The sequence below is a fragment of the Faecalicatena sp. genome, assembly GCF_058819085.1.
In genome coordinates this window covers 83,841-102,131 of record NZ_JBZUUL010000019.1, presented here as the reverse complement: position 1 = coordinate 102,131, position 18,291 = coordinate 83,841, and the positions used below count along the sequence as shown (strand labels likewise).

17 protein-coding genes are annotated in these 18,291 nt (G+C 48.7%); 13 read left to right on the top strand and 4 right to left on the bottom strand.

Going from position 1 to position 18,291, the window contains the following annotated elements; translation table 11 throughout:
* Positions 1 to 136: 136 nt before the first annotated feature.
* The 8 genes from AC4OGX_RS09560 to AC4OGX_RS09525 all read left to right on the top strand — a co-directional run bounded on the left by AC4OGX_RS09560 (position 137) and on the right by AC4OGX_RS09525 (position 9,765).
* The gene (locus AC4OGX_RS09560; RefSeq protein ID WP_493330098.1) at positions 137 to 1,864 is read left to right on the top strand and encodes an NAD(P)/FAD-dependent oxidoreductase; all 1,728 of its coding nucleotides are present in this window, start codon (positions 137 to 139) and stop codon (positions 1,862 to 1,864) included.
* Entirely contained in the window at positions 1,861 to 3,156 is a 1,296-nt protein-coding gene (locus AC4OGX_RS09555) for an NAD(P)/FAD-dependent oxidoreductase (RefSeq protein ID WP_493330097.1), read from the top strand. The genes AC4OGX_RS09560 and AC4OGX_RS09555 overlap by 4 nt, the downstream gene beginning before the upstream one ends.
* A complete protein-coding gene (locus tag AC4OGX_RS09550; RefSeq protein ID WP_493330095.1) occupies positions 3,153 to 3,527 on the top strand; it encodes a DUF1667 domain-containing protein in 375 nt (124 codons plus the stop codon). Before AC4OGX_RS09555 ends, AC4OGX_RS09550 begins: the two co-directional genes overlap by 4 nt.
* A gap of 3 nt (positions 3,528 to 3,530) precedes the next feature.
* The gene (locus AC4OGX_RS09545; RefSeq protein ID WP_493330093.1) at positions 3,531 to 5,273 is read left to right on the top strand and encodes an FAD-binding oxidoreductase; all 1,743 of its coding nucleotides are present in this window, start codon (positions 3,531 to 3,533) and stop codon (positions 5,271 to 5,273) included.
* Between the two features lie 115 nt (positions 5,274 to 5,388).
* Entirely contained in the window at positions 5,389 to 6,957 is a 1,569-nt protein-coding gene (locus tag AC4OGX_RS09540; protein WP_493330091.1) for an FGGY-family carbohydrate kinase, read from the top strand.
* Positions 6,958 to 7,544: 587 nt separating this feature from the next.
* Entirely contained in the window at positions 7,545 to 8,522 is a 978-nt protein-coding gene (locus tag AC4OGX_RS09535; protein ID WP_493330089.1) for an RpnC/YadD family protein, read from the top strand.
* Positions 8,509 to 9,276 (top strand): GNAT family N-acetyltransferase, encoded by a 768-nt coding sequence (locus tag AC4OGX_RS09530; protein ID WP_493330088.1) that lies wholly within the window; start codon positions 8,509 to 8,511, stop codon positions 9,274 to 9,276. Before AC4OGX_RS09535 ends, AC4OGX_RS09530 begins: the two co-directional genes overlap by 14 nt.
* A gap of 72 nt (positions 9,277 to 9,348) precedes the next feature.
* On the top strand, positions 9,349 to 9,765 hold the full coding sequence (locus tag AC4OGX_RS09525) for a hypothetical protein (RefSeq protein ID WP_493330087.1): 417 nt from the start codon (positions 9,349 to 9,351) through the stop codon (positions 9,763 to 9,765).
* A gap of 3 nt (positions 9,766 to 9,768) precedes the next feature.
* Here AC4OGX_RS09525 and AC4OGX_RS09520 read toward each other — a convergent pair whose 3' ends face one another.
* The 3 genes from AC4OGX_RS09520 to AC4OGX_RS09510 all read right to left on the bottom strand — a co-directional run bounded on the left by AC4OGX_RS09520 (position 9,769) and on the right by AC4OGX_RS09510 (position 12,180).
* Entirely contained in the window at positions 9,769 to 10,095 is a 327-nt protein-coding gene (locus tag AC4OGX_RS09520; protein WP_493330086.1) for a hypothetical protein, read from the bottom strand.
* Positions 10,096 to 10,123: 28 nt separating this feature from the next.
* Positions 10,124 to 11,389, bottom strand: coding sequence for a DNA polymerase Y family protein (locus AC4OGX_RS09515; protein ID WP_493330084.1), 1,266 nt, complete (start codon positions 11,387 to 11,389; stop codon positions 10,124 to 10,126).
* Positions 11,390 to 11,517: 128 nt separating this feature from the next.
* Entirely contained in the window at positions 11,518 to 12,180 is a 663-nt protein-coding gene (locus tag AC4OGX_RS09510) for a DUF3298 and DUF4163 domain-containing protein (protein WP_493330083.1), read from the bottom strand.
* 171 nt (positions 12,181 to 12,351) lie between these two features.
* Here AC4OGX_RS09510 and AC4OGX_RS09505 point away from each other — a divergent pair, with 171 nt between their 5' ends.
* The 5 genes from AC4OGX_RS09505 to AC4OGX_RS09485 are packed head-to-tail and all read left to right on the top strand — an operon-like array spanning position 12,352 to position 16,933.
* Positions 12,352 to 13,029 carry an ABC transporter ATP-binding protein gene (locus AC4OGX_RS09505; RefSeq protein ID WP_493330081.1) on the top strand — a complete coding sequence of 226 codons (678 nt, stop codon included), beginning with the start codon at positions 12,352 to 12,354 and terminating at the stop codon, positions 13,027 to 13,029.
* 1 nt (position 13,030) lies between these two features.
* Positions 13,031 to 13,786: an ABC transporter permease gene (locus AC4OGX_RS09500; RefSeq protein ID WP_493330080.1), complete on the top strand. Its 756-nt coding sequence runs from the start codon at positions 13,031 to 13,033 to the stop codon at positions 13,784 to 13,786.
* 2 nt (positions 13,787 to 13,788) lie between these two features.
* Positions 13,789 to 14,790, top strand: coding sequence for a hypothetical protein (locus AC4OGX_RS09495; protein WP_493330078.1), 1,002 nt, complete (start codon positions 13,789 to 13,791; stop codon positions 14,788 to 14,790).
* A gap of 50 nt (positions 14,791 to 14,840) precedes the next feature.
* Complete coding sequence (locus tag AC4OGX_RS09490) at positions 14,841 to 15,533, top strand: response regulator transcription factor (RefSeq protein ID WP_493330076.1); 693 nt, start codon at positions 14,841 to 14,843, stop codon at positions 15,531 to 15,533.
* Positions 15,530 to 16,933, top strand: a complete 1,404-nt coding sequence (locus AC4OGX_RS09485; protein ID WP_493330075.1) for an ATP-binding protein — start codon at positions 15,530 to 15,532, stop codon at positions 16,931 to 16,933. The genes AC4OGX_RS09490 and AC4OGX_RS09485 overlap by 4 nt, the downstream gene beginning before the upstream one ends.
* On the opposite strand, the gene AC4OGX_RS09480 is transcribed toward AC4OGX_RS09485, so the two are convergent.
* Positions 16,934 to 18,253, bottom strand: coding sequence for a replication-associated recombination protein A (locus AC4OGX_RS09480; protein WP_493330073.1), 1,320 nt, complete (start codon positions 18,251 to 18,253; stop codon positions 16,934 to 16,936).
* Positions 18,254 to 18,291 lie beyond the last annotated feature (38 nt).

Below are 18,291 nucleotides of genomic sequence, written 5' to 3'. Positions count from 1 at the left end.
GTTAGCGTATAGAATTGTCTACTAAAAGTTTTGATAATAAGGTGGTAATGTCTGATAACTTGGCGTATAATACACATATGGTTTAAATATTGAGAAAATAGATTCTGTATATCTTATTGGGGAAAGAAGGTATTGGATGAATGTGAAGTCACTTCAGAAGAAGCTTGTGAAACGCTTCGGTCCTACCGTTTCTGTCCGCGTGAAGGACAGGAGCATCGTTGTTTCCGGTCATTTAGACAGCTGGGATAAGATTGTCGCCGCATGTACCATGTGCGTGGATAAAAAGTCCGGTATGCATGTGGTAAACGATATCCGTCTGGATGGTGTCAGGATCCCGAAAATGCGCATACCACAGCTTCAGGACGATGCGCTTGAAAATGCGGCTCCGGATGTCCTGATCATCGGGGGCGGAATCTCCGGGGCAAGTATCGCCAGGGAGCTTTCTAAATGGAAGCTGGATATCCTTCTGGTGGACAAGGAACCGGATCTTGCGGTGCAGGCGTCCGGCAGGAACGACGGGGAGGTCCATCCGGGGGTGGATCTGAATACAGGGAGTTTAAAGCAGCACTATGTCCTTTTAGGAAACCGGATGTTTGACCGTGTCTGCAGAGAGTTAAGTGTTCCCTTTAAACGGTGTGGACAGTATGTCGGTTTTACGGACAAATGGGTGTACCCGGTCATCTGGGCATATGTGTGGCAGCGGAAGCATATCTGCCGGGTGACGGATACGCGGATATTGAAAAGGGAAGAGCTGCTCAAAAGAGAGCCGAATCTGAATCCTGAGTTTCAGTTTGCCATGTTTAATCCGTCGGCAGGCTGTGTCTGTCCCTACGGACTTACCATCGCCTATGGAGAAAACGCCGTGGAAAACGGTGTAAAGGTGTCTTTAAATACGGCGGTTCTTGGCATGGAGGTCAAGAATGGAAGAATCTGTTCGGTCAAGACAAACAGAGGAACGATTTACCCGAGGATCGTGGTCAACGCAGCGGGAGTATTTGCGGAGGATGTGGCAAAAATGGCAGGAGACCGTTTTTATTCCATCCATCCAAGAAGAGGGACGAATTCTATCCTGGATAAGAAGTCCGGCAGCCTTGTAAAAGGGATCGCTTCCATCAAGACTTTAAAGAAGAATAAGAATCATACCAAGGGCGGAGGGATTCTGCATACGGTCCATGACAATCTGCTTGTGGGACCGAATGCTGTGGAGACTTACGAAAAGGAGAATTTCGAGACGTTAAAGAGCAGTATCGATACGGTGTTTGCAAAACAGAAGCTGACCGCAGGGGCGTTGAATGAGAAAGATATCATTACATATTTTACAGGAGTCAGACCGGCAACGTTCGAAGAGGATTTTATCGTGGAAAAGGGACGGAAAACGAAGAATCTGATCCACTGTGCAGGGATCCAGTCTCCGGGGCTTACTACGGCGCCGGCCATTGCACTGGATATTGAAAAGATGGTTATTTCGGAACTGTCAAAGGAGAAAAAGCCGGAAAGAAATACGGCATTTAACCCGGTCAGAAAAGCACCTCCGGTCTTGAACCGACTTTCGAAAGAAGAAAGAAACCGTCTGATCAGGGAGAATCCCGATTATGGAGAGATCGTCTGCAGATGCGAAGAGATCAGTAAAGGAGAGATCCTGGATGCACTGAATTCTCCGATCTGTGTGCCCACCATTGACGGGATCAAAAAGAGGGTGCGTCCCGGAATGGGAAGATGTCAGGGAGGTTTTTGTATGCCTCTTGTGACAAAGATCATCAGTGAATTCCTGCAGGTGCCCGAAGAAAAGGTGTTAAAGGCCGGTGAAGGGTCGGAAATTTTGTTTGGTGATACAAAATGCGCGGACAAGGAGGGGATCAAATGAGCAGATATGATGTCATTGTGATCGGAGGCGGTCCGGCAGGCCTGGCAGCGGCCATTTCTGCGGATAAGCGCGGGGCGGAGGTACTCCTGATTGAGCGGGAGGCCCGTCTGGGCGGTATTTTAAAGCAGTGTATCCATGACGGATTCGGATTAATCCGGTTTGGAGAAAAGCTGTCGGGACCGGAATATGTAGAACGTTTTATCCGGGAATTCAGGGAACGAAGGATCAACTTTAGTCTGCTGACCTTTGTCACGGACATGAAGAAGACAGACCGCGGTTTCGTACTGACGGCAGTGAACCGGGAAGGTGTTCAGGAGTATGAGACAAAGGCATTGGTGCTTGCCACCGGATGCAGGGAGAGGACGGCAAAACAGGTACAGATCCATGGCACGCGCCCGGCGGGGGTTCTGACGGCAGGGACGGCACAGCATTTCGTGAATCTGCAGGGGAAAATGCCTGCGGGAAAGTGCGTGATCCTGGGCAGCGGAGACATCGGGCTGATCATGGCGAGAAGGCTTACACTGGAAGGGGCAGAGGTGTCAGGTGTCTACGAAGTGAAACCCACACCGTCCGGCCTGACCCGCAACATTGTGCAGTGTCTGGATGACTATCATATTCCTCTTCATCTGTCCCATACGGTCACCCGGGTGTTTGGTGACCAGAGGCTTACTGCCGTGGAGATCGCGGAAGTGGATGAGCAGATGAGACCAATTGAATCCACGAAAAAAAAGATTGCATGCGATACATTAATTTTGTCGGTCGGCCTGATACCGGAAAATGAGATGGCAGAAAAGCTGGGGGTCCGTCTGGATCCTAAAACAAAAGGTCCCGTGTGTGATCAGAGGTTTATGACAGAGGTGGAAGGGATCTTTTCCTGTGGAAACGCCCTGCACGTCAATGATCTGGTGGACTATGTATCGGAGAGCGGGGAGCTTTCCGGCGCAGCAGCGGCAGAGTATGCAGAATCAAGGTTTGGAAGCGGTGGCGGGAAGAAAGGGGAAACTTCGGATAGGGAAATTACCTTACAGGCCGACGCTTCGCTGCAGTATCTGGTCCCCCAGAAGCTTAAACTGTCAGGGAGAACAGACAAGGTCGTATTTTATTTTCGCAGCAGAGAAATATTGAAGCAGGGAACACTTTATTTTAGGGTGGATGGGAAGGACGTATTTCATAAGAAATACAGAAACCTAAAGCCGCCTGAAATGGAACGGCTGGAATTAGACTGCACGTCCTTCGGGTTACATGCGGCAGGCCAGGTTGAGGTTTTGATAAAAAGGGAGGGAGACATTTGAAGGAGTTAACTTGTATTGTCTGCCCCAATGGATGCAGCCTTAAGGTGGAGGAAAAGGACGGGCAGTGGGAAGTGAGCGGAAATCAGTGCAGGCGAGGGGTAACGTTTGCCATAGAGGAAATGACACATCCGATGCGCACGATCTGTTCCACTGTGAGGACGATCTATCCGGAGATGCCGGTCATTCCGGTCCGGACTGCATCAGAGATCCCCAGGGAGCGGATCTTCGATGTTATGAAACAGATCAATGAGGTAACAGTGGATCACATTTTAAGTACCGGTGACGTGGTGATAGAAAATGTCCTTGGCCTTAACGTGGATGTGATCGTTACGAGTGACATTCTGAAAGAATGGGAAGAAGGGAGAGCATAGACGATGAGTAATAAGCCATATAAAGATTTTGAACCAAACTGGGTGAAGACACCTGCGCCAAAGGACAGCTACCGTTCGATTTTCCGATGGGGAGACCCGGAGTATGTGAAATATCCAAAAGAGTCGCTGTACAAACTGATGAAGGAAAAGTTCAACATGACGGACGACGATTTCCGTTCCTATGACGGGGATATCGGGATGGATCCTGTGAAGCTGGATGCACCCTGTAATCTGGCAGAGGAACATATCGAGGCACTGAAAAAGATCGTGGGGGAGGAATTTGTGACGACAGAGGATTATCCCAGACTTGCAGTAGCTTATGGGAAGACCGGATATGATGCGGCAAGGCTGCGCCAGAGGATCATCGAGAATCTGCCGGATGTGGTGGTCTATCCGGGAACCACGAAACAGATCGAGGAGATCGTGACCTATTGCACAAAATTCGGGATCCCGCTTTATGTATATGGCGGCGGAAGCAGCGTGACCAGGGGTGTGGAGCCGGTAAAGGGCGGGATCTCTCTGGATATGCGCAAACGTTACAATAAGATCGTTTCCTTTAATGAGACCGATCAGACGATCACTGTACAGAGCGGCATGTCCGGGCCGAAGCTGGAGCGTGCCTTAAACCATGCGCCGAAGCTGATGTGGGCAAAACGTGCCTATACATGCGGACATTTTCCACAGTCCTTTGAGTACAGCAGTGTGGGCGGCTGGGTTGTGACCCGGGGGGCAGGACAGAACAGTACTTATTATGGCTGTATTACGGATATTGTGATGTCCCAGAAGTATGCGACTCCGATCGGAAATATCCAGACCAGCCATTATCCGAGGGAGGCGACGGGGCCGAACTTAAATCAGATCATGATGGGGAGTGAAGGAACGTTCGGTGTGCTGACAGAGGTCACATTAAAGGTGTTCCGCTATATGCCGGAAAATAGAAAAAGATTCTCCTACATATTTAAGGACTGGAAGACTGCACAGGAGGCTGCACGGGAGATGATGCAGTGTGAAGCCGGATTTGCTTCTGTATTTCGATTGTCAGATCCGGAGGAGACGGATCTGATGCTGCGGCTTTATAATGTGGATGAAACACCTCTGTGGAAGCTTTTGGATGCGAGAGGGTATATGGATATGGAGAGATGCCTTTTCCTGGGATTTACGGATGGAGAAAAGGGATTTTCCGAAAATATTGCCAAAAATATCCGCAGGATCGCGAAAGAACACGGCGGGATGAGTCTGACCTCCTTTGTTACAAAAAGCTGGGAAAAAGGACGTTTTACAGACCCTTATCTCAGAGACACAATGCTGGATTTCGGAGTGATGACAGATACACTGGAGTGTACGGTCAACTGGTCTAATATGGGAAAGGTACATGAGGAGGTGCGCAGAGTCTGCCACGCCCTGCCCAATACGATCGTGACGACTCATATGTCACACTGCTATCCCCAGGGAGCCAATCTGTATTTTATCTTTATTACGAGAATGGATGATGCGGAAGAATTTAAGAAGTATCACAGCACGATCCTGGATGCCATCCAGAAATCCGGGGCTGCCTTAAGCCATCACCATGGAATCGGCAAAATGTTCGCACCTTGGCTGGAGGGGCAGATCGGCAGAAATGAATATGGAATGATCCGTGCCCTGAAAAATTATTTCGACCCGGGATATAACATGAATCCGGGCGGAACGCTGGGATTAGATCTGAAAGAAGAGGAAAAGCGGTTTTTAAGAGAGGATATTCAGTAAAGGGATGGCCTTGTGATACCCTGCTTGACAGCACGGTTTTCGACCTGCCCGTCAGGGCATATGATGCAAAATACTTTGGAGGGTAAGAACTGCAGATCTATAGGGAGGAAATGCCATGAATGAAGAAAGGGAGAGGATTGTCCTGACCTTTGATGTGGGAACGCAGAGTTCCCGTGCATTGCTGATCAATAACCGGGGCAGGATCTTAGGAAAGGGGCAGCGAAAGCATGAGCCGGCCTATGTTTCCAGACAGCCTGACTGGGCGGAGCAGGAGGCATTGTTCTATTATGAACATATCTGCGGTGCAGCCAGGGAATTAAAGGAGGCTGTGAAAGAAAAGGGGGTGTGGGAGCGGATCGAGGCAGTTTCGATCACCACCATACGGGACACCGTTGTCTGTGTGGATGAGAAAGGCCGGCCGCTGCGCCCTGCCATCGTCTGGCTGGATAAGCGGAAGGCCGAGGGCGGTCCAAGACTTTCTCAGGTTACCAGGATGATGTTTAAGGCAGTGGGGATGGAGGAGACAGCAAAGCTCCAGTTTCAAAAGTCCCACTGCAACTGGATCATGCAGAAGGAACCACAGATATGGGAAAAGACGCATAAATATCTGCTGCTAAGCGGTTATCTGACGTATCAACTGACGGGAAACATGGCGGATGCAGCAGCTGCACTGGTAGGACGCCTGCCCATAGACAGTCAGAGCAGGAGCTGGCAGAAGAAAGGGGCACTGACCCGCCCGGTGTTTGATGTGGAGTCCCAAAAACTCTGTGAGGTGCGGGAATCCGGGGAGGTGCTCGGATACATCACGGCGCAGGCCGCAGAGGATACCGGACTAAAAGAGGGACTGCCTGTTCTGGCATCCGGTTCGGATAAAGCATGCGAAATTCTGGGATTAGGATGCACTTCTAAGGAAAAGGCAGCGATCGGCCTGGGAACGACAGCGACGATCACCTTTAATACAGAGAGGTATCTGGAGCCGGAAAGATTCATCCCGCCCTATCCTTCTGTGATCCCCGGCTGGTTTAATCCTGAGATCGAGATCTACAGAGGGTATTGGCTGATTTCCTGGTTTAAGAAGGAATTTGCGGAAAAAGAAGTGGAGCAGGCCAAACAGCTTGGTGTCTCCGCGGAAGAGCTGTTGAACCGACGGCTCAAGGAGATTCCCGCAGGATGTGACGGCCTGTTGTTTCAGCCCTATTTCACCCCAAATGTGACGATGCCTGTGGCAAAAGGCTCGATTATCGGATTTTCAGACCAGCATACAAGAATCCATCTCTACCGCGCGATCATTGAAGGAATCAATTTCGCTCTGATGGATGGGATGCGGCTTTTGGAAAAACGTTCCGGGCATGTATTTGAGGAGATCCGCCTCGGAGGCGGCGGTTCCCAGAGTGATGAGATCTGTCAGATCACCGCTGATATGTTTGGCATTCCTGTGAAACGGACGGACACCTATGAGGCCACAGGGATGGGGAGTGCGATGGCGGCATTTGTGGGGCTGGGAGAGTTTCGAGATTACGAGGAGGCACAGAAGGCCATGGTACATCTAAAGGATGTGTTTGAACCGGATATGGACCAGCACAGGATCTATGAGGAGCTGTACCGGGAGGTCTTCCAGAATATTTACGGGAAGCTGGCGCCGCTGTATGAAAAATTAAATGAGATATACCGCCGGAGACGATAGTCAAATTATTACCGCATGCTGGGGGAAGTAACAATTCAGCCATGCAAGCTCGATTCCGCGGCAGAGCCGCTGCATCTCGCTTCGGCTAAACGCCGTATGGCAATAAATAAAGAATCTGTGTTTAGTGAGCAAGCTCCCACACACAGATTCTCTATTTATTACCGCATGGCTGAATAGTTATGAAAGTTTTATGAAATGTTCTTTCTTGCTTGTGGAAAAGGTTTTTGTATGATAAAGTGGAATCACCTGGAAATCATAAGGGTGCATTTCAAACATTCTTGGTATCTAATCACAATGGAATCTTAGATTTCATTCCTGAGGGCTGATTCGCCTGAATATTCAATGTTTGGAAAAAGAAACGGTAGTTTGTAACTGATAGTATGCTGATTTGTAAGTTTGTAAAGCGGGGGATGCGTATTGAGAGAGTGAACTTGTCGGGCAAATTGTAAAATTATAGTATCTGTTTAATGCTTTTACACGGACTGTGCAGTAAATGTGCAATCCTGTACGGAACAGATACAATTCATTTACTTATTGAGCTATTAGTGTGCAATAAGGTAAATCATCTGACAAGGAGAAAATTGAATATGGGGAAAAATGATATTTATATGAAACGCTGGCTTTCTGATAAGGAGCGTTTTACGGATCTGATCAATGGGTCTATGTTTCAGGGGAGAAAAGTATTCTCACCGGAAACTCTGCGGGTAGAGAATACGGATCAGGGAATGGTTCTTAAAAATTCTGACGGCAGGAGGATCACGATCCAAAGGTATCGCGATATTGCAATGTCGGCAGAGGACGGGACCCGCATTGTTATTCTTGCATGTGAAAATCAGGAAGAGGTACACTATGCGATGCCGGTACGGGGGATGCTGTATGATGCGCTCACCTATGCAGAGCAGGTCTTAAATATCCGGCAGGAGAGAAGAGAAAAGAAGGACTTAAAAGGAAATGCAGAATTCCTTTCCGGTCTTAAGAGATCCGATCTGCTGCATCCGGTGATCACGGTTGTCCTTTACTATGGGGAAGAAGAGTGGGATGGGAAAAAAGAATTACACGGCCTGCTGGGAATGGACAGGGAGGAGTATAAACTTTTAAAGAAATATGTTCCTAATTACCGGATCAATCTGATCGATCCAAGGCAATTGGAAAATTTGAACTGTTTCCAAACCGATTTACAGATTGTTTTTGGCATGCTAAAATATAGGAAAAGCAAGAGCGGACTTAAGAAGTATGTAAACTCTAACCGGGAATATTTCAGTAATATTGATACAGATTCTTATAACGCAGTAAGGGCTATTCTAGGCTCAGAGCGCGGCCTTAAGGAAATAAAGCAGAAATCAGGAGGGATTGATATGTGTCAGGCATTGGAGGATTTATATCAAGAAGGAATTGAGCAGGGAATTGAACAAGGGATCGAGCAGGGCATCCGGGCTTTCATCCTGGATTACATCGAAGAAGGATACAGCAGGGAGAAGATCCTGGAGAAATTACAGAAACGCTTTTCATTAAGCGGGGAGAAAGCTGAAACATATTTTAAGGGGGTTAAAGATGGGAGTTTATGAGGTTAAGGACAGGCAGTCTATCGCCCCGCTGTTTGCAGGCTGGGAGGAGACCTTTATCTGGTCTTATCTTCAGGGCTGTATGGGCAGAGCCTATGCGTCCGGGGATTCTCCTGTAGAATCTGCACTGATCCTGACGGGGGATTTCTGCTGTCTGGCGGGAAGAGCATGCCGGGAACTGCTTGAAGACCAGCAGATATGGGAAGGAAAAGGGTTTATCATTCTGGTTCCTCAGAGTGAAGCATGGTCGGAGTTGATCGAGAAGTGCCTCGGCAGCTGTGCTGTGCGCAGGGAACGTTATGCATTAAAAAAGGAAGGCGATCTGTTTGACAGAGAAAAGCTTTCCCACATTGTGAACGAGATCAGGGAACCCTATGAGATCCGAATGATCGATGAGGAAATCTTCCATGAGGCATTGGCAAGTGGATGGGCACAGGATCTGTGCTCCCAGTTTGAGGATTATGACGATTATAAAAGGCGCGGATTGGGAGCAGCAGTCCTGAAACATGGAGAGCTGGTGTCAGGAGCCTCGTCTTATATCGTGTATCGGGAGGGAATCGAGATTGAGATCGATACCCGGGAGGATGAAAGAAGGAAGGGGCTTGCTCTTGCCTGTGGGGCAAAGCTGATCCTGGAATGTCTGGAACGCGGGCTGTATCCCAGCTGGGACGCACATAATCGGGGATCACTTAGGCTGGCTGAAAAACTGGGATATCATTTTGATAAGGCATATCCGGCATATGAGGTGTTTTTTTAACTTAAGAGGGAATAAAAAAACAGCAGGAAGAACTCTTTGGTATGTGGAAAAAGATTTTGAAAGGAGCCATACATGAAGATAAAAAAAGGAAAACTGATCGGTGGTGCAGTTGTACTGGCTGCTCTTGTGTATCTCTTCTTTTTTGCACCGCCTATTATGGTTTCAAGGGGTGGAATTGATTTAGGATATTATGATGAAAATTTTGAAAATCCATATGCACATCTTGCGGATGATGCCCTGGCTTTTGAAAATAGGAATGTGCATGATACCAGCGATTTTGAGCATTTCTATTTCCTGAATTTTAAGTTCTGGGAGGAGCTTGAGATCCGGCAGGCTGAGTATGCGGGGGCCAAAAAAGCGGCTGAGGTAAAAAAGCTCCTTCCGTTTTTATATTCCGTGGAGCAGAATCAGAAGAATTCCCCTCATAATGCATTTGGCGTCAGGCGCGGGGATAAGGGGTGGTATTTTGACTATTATACTACGATCTAATCTCTAAAGCGGTTCTGCCGATTTCCACAGTACCGTCCATTTTTGATGTTCTACATAATAGAGCAGGTAAAAGCAGTACTTTAGTGAGTTTACCACGGCATTACATTCATATTCAATGGTGGGAATGCCGCAGTAATTTTTCTTTTCACAGGCAGTAACATGTAAATGAGTCAGGGTGCGGATCTTGCCATCTGCATCCTGAAACTTTATCATCTTCGGCACAGCGTCTCCTGTGCTTGTGTACCAGACCCCGCAGGCCACGGGCTCCTGATGTCCTCTGATTTTTCCGGCATCCGGCGTATGGACGTTGACTCCGATTCCCATACCCATGATGAAACACCTCCAATCTTTTACATTGTTATTTGATTTCTAAACAAGAATAGTCTACCGTTCGTTTCTCACGGGATACCCCTCCTTCCATATGGTCAAGAGGTACACCAAGAAAGGCAGCTCTTTTTACTGCATCTATTCCATATCTTTTCCGTATAGAATCTACGGTTTTATCTAATTGTTCTAATTTTACAAAGTCTATCGTGTCAAACAGATTCATCTGCCGCAGGCCGTTATTTTCTGACAGCCGCCCTGTGTGGATGCCCAGGTGCCGGATTGGGGTCTTCTTGTCCCAGAGCCGGTCGAAAAGCAGGCAGGCATAGTGGTAAAGCTCGGTTGTGATATTGGTCGGATTTTTGAGGATCATCTGATGGCTGGCATAACTCAAATCGCAGCTTTTGATCCCGACGGACATTAATTCTGCCTGAACATGATCCTTCCTTAACCGGGTCCCCACGGTCTCCGCCAGCCCAAGAAGGACCAGCCTGGCGGTATCCGCATCTGATACGTCAAACGCAATGGTCGTAGAATTGCCGTATCCCTTCTGGGGCGGAGGGACCGGCTCTACAGAGGAACAGTCGATTCCGTTGGCAAAAGCCCAGATCGTTTCCCCATGCTTCTTTAAGTGAAGAGAGAGAAGTTTAGGGTCACTCTGGGCAAGCTCGCCGATCGTATGGATCCCCAGATTCAAAAGCTTTTTCGTTGCAGCCTTTCCTGTGAAAAATAGATCCGACACAGGCAGCGGCCACATTTTCTCTGGAATTTCTTCTGGAAAAAGCGTATGGACCCGGTCTGGTTTCTTTAATTCGCCGGCCATTTTCGCGAGTAGTTTATTGCAGGAGATCCCCACATTTACCGTAAATCCCAGCTCCTCCCTGATGCGGTTCTTAATCTGATGCGCGGTTTCAACGGGCGTACCGAACAGGTGGAGCGTCTCGGTCATATCCATGAAGGCCTCGTCGATACTGTACTGCTCTACCATAGGTGTATATTCCTTAAGGATCTTAAGAAATGCCTCGGAGCATTTCTGGTACAGCCCATAATTAGGCGGAGCCATGTACAGGGAAGGACATTTCTGTATCGCTTCTGGAATCGTCTCTCCGGTGCGGATCCCAAACCTTTTCGCAGGGAGGCTTTTTGCAAGAATAATCCCATGTCTTAAGGCGGCATCCCCGGAAATCGCAGAGGGGATGTCTCTAAGGTCCAACGTCCCGCCCAGGTGATGAATGCGGTAAGCCGCTTCCCAGGAGAGAAAAGCACTGTTTACATCGATATGATAAATAACTGGCTCCATAAGAAAGTCCTCCTTTGCTGTATTTTTGTCAGGCTTTACGACGCGGCCCTCTCGTTCCTGCCAGCCGGACGGCAGAAAAACGGAACGTTCTTAAGTATCCTTTGAAATTATTATACAGAACGTATGTTCTATACACAAGTGGGAAAGTTTTCCTGGAAAGGTATGGTAAAAGTCGGAATTCCCGTGGAATAAGGAGCAATATCATACTGCTGGTAATAGATCACGATCCCTTCTGGTTTCAGATAATAGTTTTGGGGATGAAAATTTTCCCGGATCAAAACGGCATAATCGTTAAAATAGGAGGATGGAGAATCTTTTAAACGTTCTGCGATCTGTGCCTCAATGTTCTGAAAAAGATCCTCTGGAAAATCAGGGTCAGAAGGAAAAAACTGTTCCAGGGAAAGCTTGACACCATCGTACAGATCCCAGGTGTCGGACAGGCGCGTGGTGGAGCCGTGAGCGCCTCCCATATATTCATACTGGTCCATATACAGGCTTACGATGCAGTCCTGATTGAGAGTAACCTGAAAAATGGACTGGAACTGGTAACTGTGGAAAGGGGGACGGTTAGTCTGGATATAGCGGGCGCTTTCCACGGCCTGGGGAAACAGGACGGTGTGGCAGTAATGTTCGGTCTTTTGGGACTGCAGGGTATAATATTGATTGACTTTTTTCTCGGTATCAGGATGGAGCGGGATGGAAAAAGCCGGATAATCGATCTGATATGTGAATACAGGAATCGAGCGGTAATACATCGTGTCCTGCCGTGTTTTTGTAGAAACGGTCTGCATGGCGGCCTCTTTTATTGTTCTTCCTTATAGTATATTGCCGGAAGAAGGAAGATGTGAGGGGAGTCAGACGGGAGGACAGGCGAATCTTAAGGCGGTCTTAAGGTTGGATTTATTTTGGCTTTAAGTCCCCCTATTACAATAAATACATCTTAAGAAAAGGAGAGAAAACTTATGAATATGTTGTCATGCAGTCATCTGAAAAAAATATATCAAAAGCAGTGTGTTGTAAATGAATTGAGCTTTTCGGTGCACCAGGGGGAGGCATTTGCACTTCTGGGAAGCAACGGTGCAGGAAAGACGACAACGATCAAAATGATTTTGGGACTGATCCCGAAGGATGGGGGAACCGTTAAGAAGCAGGAAGGGATCAGGATCGGGTATTCCCCGGAAACCCCGTATTTTCACCCTTTCTTAAATGCAAGGGAGGTTCTGGAATTTTACGGGGGTCTGCAAAAGATTCCTAAAAACGAGTTAAGGGAGCAGATCCCGATGCTGCTGGAACGCTCGGGGCTGGAGGATAATCAGACGAAGGTAAAAAATTACTCCAAAGGAATGCTTCAGCGTCTGGCACTGGCACAGGCTTTACTGGGAGATCCCCAGCTGTTGATCCTGGATGAGCCCGCGGCAGGTCTGGATGCCCTGGGGCGGGTGGAAATGATGCAGACGATACAAAGCTTAAAGGAGGAGGGGCGTACGATCATCATCAACTCCCACATCCTGAACGATATCGAGCGCGTCTGCGACCGGGGCATCATTATCAAGAAGGGCGATCTGCTCTATGAATGGGAGAAGGAAAAAGAAGTAAGAAGCCTGGAAGAAATCTTTGTAGAGAAAATCGGAGGAAAATAAAATGGGAATCATGAAAAATGCTTTGAGAGAGAGGATCAGAAGAAAAGATATTTACGTGGTGATCATGATCGGAATGCTGATCGTTACGATGTGTATGAGTGGTACAGCAACCCTGGCTATTAATGGTGTGTCTGTGACGGAATTTGAGATGCTGATGCCGCTGGTCCTGAATGTGATCTCTGTGCTCGGAGGAGGGATCGCAGTCGCGCTCAGCCTGCGGACGATTCCCAATGAATACGAGCGAAGGACCAGCCATCTGATCTGGATTCGGGGTGTGAGCCAGTGGAAGTATCACGGACAGCTGGCCCTGGCAAATGTGATCAGCTCCGTAGGAGCGCTGTTCATCCTGTATGCGGGTGTCATGGTATTTGCAGCAGTGAGAGGTGAATTCGCAGTGCTGACAAAAGGCCTTCCTGCATTCGCAGTCTTTGCAATCAGCACAGCGGCAGTGAGTCTGTTTACCAGCGCAGTCAGCCTGGTAGTTCCGGGAATGGCAGCAGGGGTGATTTGTACCGCCTTCATGCTGATCGGGACACTGCATCCGATCCTGGAAACCATATCCGGGATCGTGTCAGGAGCAGCCAGAGGGCTGCTCAATGGGATCTTATTTGTAGTACCCAGTTTGTATGCAGTTGAATCACAGGCAGCCAGTCTGCTGTCAGGAAAAACAGTGCAGATACATGAGATCCTGGGAGGGCTTTTGGTGCTGTATGTCTGTACCGTGATGTTGTATGTGTTCCACAGAAGGGAGGCATAGCCGTGAAGAAGAAACATATGGTATCTGGAAAAAGGATTCTCTGGAAGGCGGCTGCCCTGGCAGCAGGAGCGGCTCTTTTAGCAGGATGGATCCTGACAGGGACGTCCGGGATCAGTAAGGAAGACAAGGAAATCTATGAGGCGGCACTTGAAATGCAGACAGAGGTGGATCAGATAGGATTTCAGGATTTTCGTCTGGCAGATTATCCGGTTGCGATGTATGACGGGAAAAGAGACTATGTCTTTTATCAGGGAAAAATAGAAAAACGTGCTCCGGTTCTGGAGACCTTTGCCGGGACAGCATACCCGGTGGAGGATCATTTCGAAGTCATCGTCCCGACACGGGAGCAGTTAGAGGGGCTGTTGTCCCTTGCCGGAGGTGTGGAAACACTGGCATCAGGCAGCGGTTATGAGAAAGAGGAGCAGATCGCAACGATCTGGCATGAAACCTTTCATGCATGGCAGATGAGCAATTACGCTGTCTTAGGAGAGACGATGACTCCTCAGGAGATGGCGGCGGAGCTTGAGGAAGAATCCGGGGACGAAGAATCCATGGGTGAAGATGCAGTTCTGGTAAGAGCAGTGGACAAAAATCCAGATATGAAAAAGAAAGTGGAGCAGGAGATGAAGCTCCTGAAAAAGACCGCATTGTCGGAAGCCGGGATTGACGAGATAAAGAGCGGGGTATTAGAATATAGGAAGCTGGAAGAACGGCGGAAGGCAGAGATGTCAAAAGAGGCCGTGCAAGTGGAGGAGCGCTGTGAGCTGATGGAGGGAACTGCATACTATGTGGAGGCAAATGTCCTGAAAATCCAGAAAGGCGGGCAGGAATACCGGAAACGGTATATAGGCACCCTGGATCGGTTTGACGCTGGAAGAGGGAAGTATTACCGCACCGGAATGGCAAAGTGTATGATCTTAGACCGGATCTCTCCGGACTGGAAGAAGAACTTAGATTTTTCTAAGAGCCTGGATGAGCTTCTGGATGATGCTGCCGGAGAGTGAGCCTGACCGGAATCCGACAGGCAGGAGTGCATAAGACAGGGAGGAAAAGGATGGAGTATACGATTTTAGCGGCAGATGATGAGGCCGAGCTTTTAGATGTACTGGAATTATATTTAAGCCGGGAACAGATCGGGATCAGAAAGGCGAAGGACGGGATCGAGGCAATGGAGATCTTCCGGCAGGAGGAGATCCATCTGGCTCTGCTGGATATCATGATGCCGGGACTGGATGGATTTGCAGTCCTGCGCAGGATCAGACAGACAAGTAAGATCCCTGCGATCATGCTGACTGCAAAAAGTGAAGATTATGATAAGATCCTGGGACTGGAGCTGGGTGCCGATGACTATATCACCAAGCCCTATAATCCGCTGGAGGTGGTAGCACGGATCAAGGCACAGCTTCGGCGCAATTATGATTACCGGGAGGATGCAGTGGGGGAGCATGAGCTTTTACAGATCAAGGGGCTGAAGCTTCATAAGACGGAAGGACTGGTTACTTTAGATGAAACGGCGGTGGAGCTGACCTCCACGGAGTTCAAGATCCTGAGACTCTTTATGGAGCATCCGGGCCGGATTTTTACGAAGCGGCAGATCTTTGAACAGGTGTGGGAAGAAACCTATGCCGGGGATGACAATACGGTGATGGTACATATCAGTAATCTGCGCAGCAAGCTAACGCCTGGCGGGGCACCGCAGATCAAAACAGTCAAGGGGCTGGGATATAAACTGGAGAAGGAAGCATGAGAATAAAAGGGAAGAAGGCAGGCAGCGTATTTAAACAGCTGGTGGGCAGCTATATTCTATTTTCCATCCTGCTTGTAATTGGGATGTACGTCTGCATGTTTGGTCTGCTGATCGGTTTAAGCGGAGGGAAAATTGAATCACTGGCGCCCTATGAACTGGTGGACGAAAAGGGAAACGTGGGCGACCTGAGATCACTTGAGAGAATGGGGGGATGGATCGAAAAGCTGGATACAGAGTATCATGTCCTGGCGGTATATGGAGAGAAAAAGGATGAGGCCAGATCCTATACGCAGGAGGAGATTTACGAGTATCTGGTGATCGACAAGCTGGTGGACACCAATACCTCTGCAAAAGAATACCGCGGGTTTTTGGATACGGCAAAAGAAGATGGAAAGACATTTTACTACTTTGTGAAGCTTGACCGGGATGTGTTAAGCCTGACCTACAGCTATCAGGTGAATAATCACGTCGGGGGAGGCAGGATAGCAGTGGTTTTTCTGGCCATATTTCTCCTGATCTTCTTTGGAAACTGTTTCCTGATGAGCCGCTATCTGTCACGAAAGATCAAAAAGCCTTTGAATGAGATCATAGGCGGGATGGAGCAGGTCATTGAGCAGGGAGTAGACCAGGTACATCTGGATTTCCACGCACAGAAGGAGTTTGAGGAGATCCGTGACAGCTTTAATGTTATGACGGAACGTCTGGAACAGGAAAAAAGGGAAAAACGGGTACTGGAAGAGAAGAAGAACCGGATGCTGCTGGAACTTTCCCATGATATTAAGACCCCGGTGGCGACGATCAAAAGCTATGCAAATGCGTTGGAGGAGGGACTGGTAAAGGCAGAGGATTTCAAAGACTATTATCAGATCATTGATAAAAAGGCCGTCCGGGTGGATGTACTTGTAAATGAGCTGTTTCTGATGTTAAAGCTGGACAATCCGGAATATGAACTGGAACTTAAAGAGACGGATCTGTGTGAGCTGGTGCGGACAGTCTGTGTGGAGTACTATGAAGAGCTGGAAAGCAGAGGGATCGAGATGCATATTGAAATCCCGGAGACTCAGATCCGGGCAAAGGTGGATCCAAAGGAACTGACCCGGGTGATCGAGAACCTGCTGGGAAATATCGTGAAATATAATCAGACCGGACATGGCGCCTGGGTGACCGTGAAGGAAGCTAAGGGAAGAATAGAGATTCAGGTTCAGGATGACGGAGAGGCCATCGCAGAGGAAATCCGGCCCGTCCTGTTTGATCCGTTCACCCGCGGGGATCAGGCCAGGACCACACGCGGCGGTACCGGCCTGGGGCTTGCGATCGCACGGAAGATTATGGAGAAACTGGGCGGGGAGATCATATACCTGTATGAGGATGGGAAGAATCAATTTCAAATCAAGCTATAATCAAGGAGTGCCTCGTTTCCATTCCTGTATCGCTTCCAGCCGTTCTTTTGCCTTTTTTTCCTCGCCCTGCACGGTAGGGTGATAATATTCTCTGTCCTTTAACGATTCCGGCATACACTGCATATGGGTCAGCTTTTCTTCGGTATCATGGGCGTATTCATACCCTCTCCCATATTCCAGTTCTTTCATAAGCTGTGTAGGGGCATTGCGTATCTGCAGCGGAACCGGTTCGGCCCTCTGCTCGCGGACATCCTTTTTGCAGGCCTCACAGGCCATGTACAGGGCATTGGACTTGGGGGCGAGTGAGAGGTAGGTTACCGCATGTGTCAGATGCACATCGCATTCAGGCATCCCCAGGAAATGGCAGGCCTGATAGGCCGCTACGGCGACCTGGAGCGCATGGCTGTCTGCCATGCCGATATCCTCACTTGCAAAGCGGATCAGTCGTCTTGCGATATACAGAGGAGTTTCCCCTCCCTCCAGCATACGTATCATCCAGTAGATGGCGGCATCAGGATCACTGTTGCGCATGGATTTATGCAGGGCAGAGATCAGGTTATAATGCTCCTCACCGTTTTTATCGTAAAGCAGGGATTTCTTACTGATACACTGTGCCAGCCCTTCGTTTGTCACGGTGATTCCCCTGGAACTGATCTCGCCATTGATCACAGCCATCTCCAGGGTATTGAGTGCGGTTCTCGCATCCCCGTTTGCAAACGCAGCGACTGCCTGTATCTGCTCTGGGGTGATCTGAACATTCTGATTTCCAAAGCCGGAAGGAGATTTTAGGGCATGATAAAGCAGCTTTACCAGATCCTTTTCCTCCAGAGCCTTTAATACAAAGACACGGCAGCGGGAGAGCAGAGCGGCATTGACCTCAAAGGAGGGATTTTCCGTGGTAGCTCCGATCAGGATGATACTGCCCCTTTCTACAAAGGGAAGAAAGGCATCCTGCTGAGCCTTATTAAAACGGTGGATCTCATCTACAAAGAGAACCGTGCGGATGCCCATACGGCGGCTGTTTTCCGCCTGGTTCATGACTTCCTTGATCTCCTTGATCCCGCTTGTGACAGCGCTGAAATTAATAAAATCCGCTTTCGTCTGTCCCGCGATGATACTGGCAAGGGTGGTTTTTCCCACACCCGGAGGACCCCAGAAGATCATGGAGGAGATCTGGTCCCGCTCGATCAGCTGTCTGAGCATCCTGCCCTTTCCAAGTAAATGCTCCTGTCCCACAAAGTATTCCAGCGTATCCGGGCGCAGACGGCTTGCCAGAGGGGCTGTCAATTTCCTGTCATCAAATAATGTCATTTGTTCCATTTCCACTTCTCCTTTGTAAAAACAAAAATGTCTCCGGG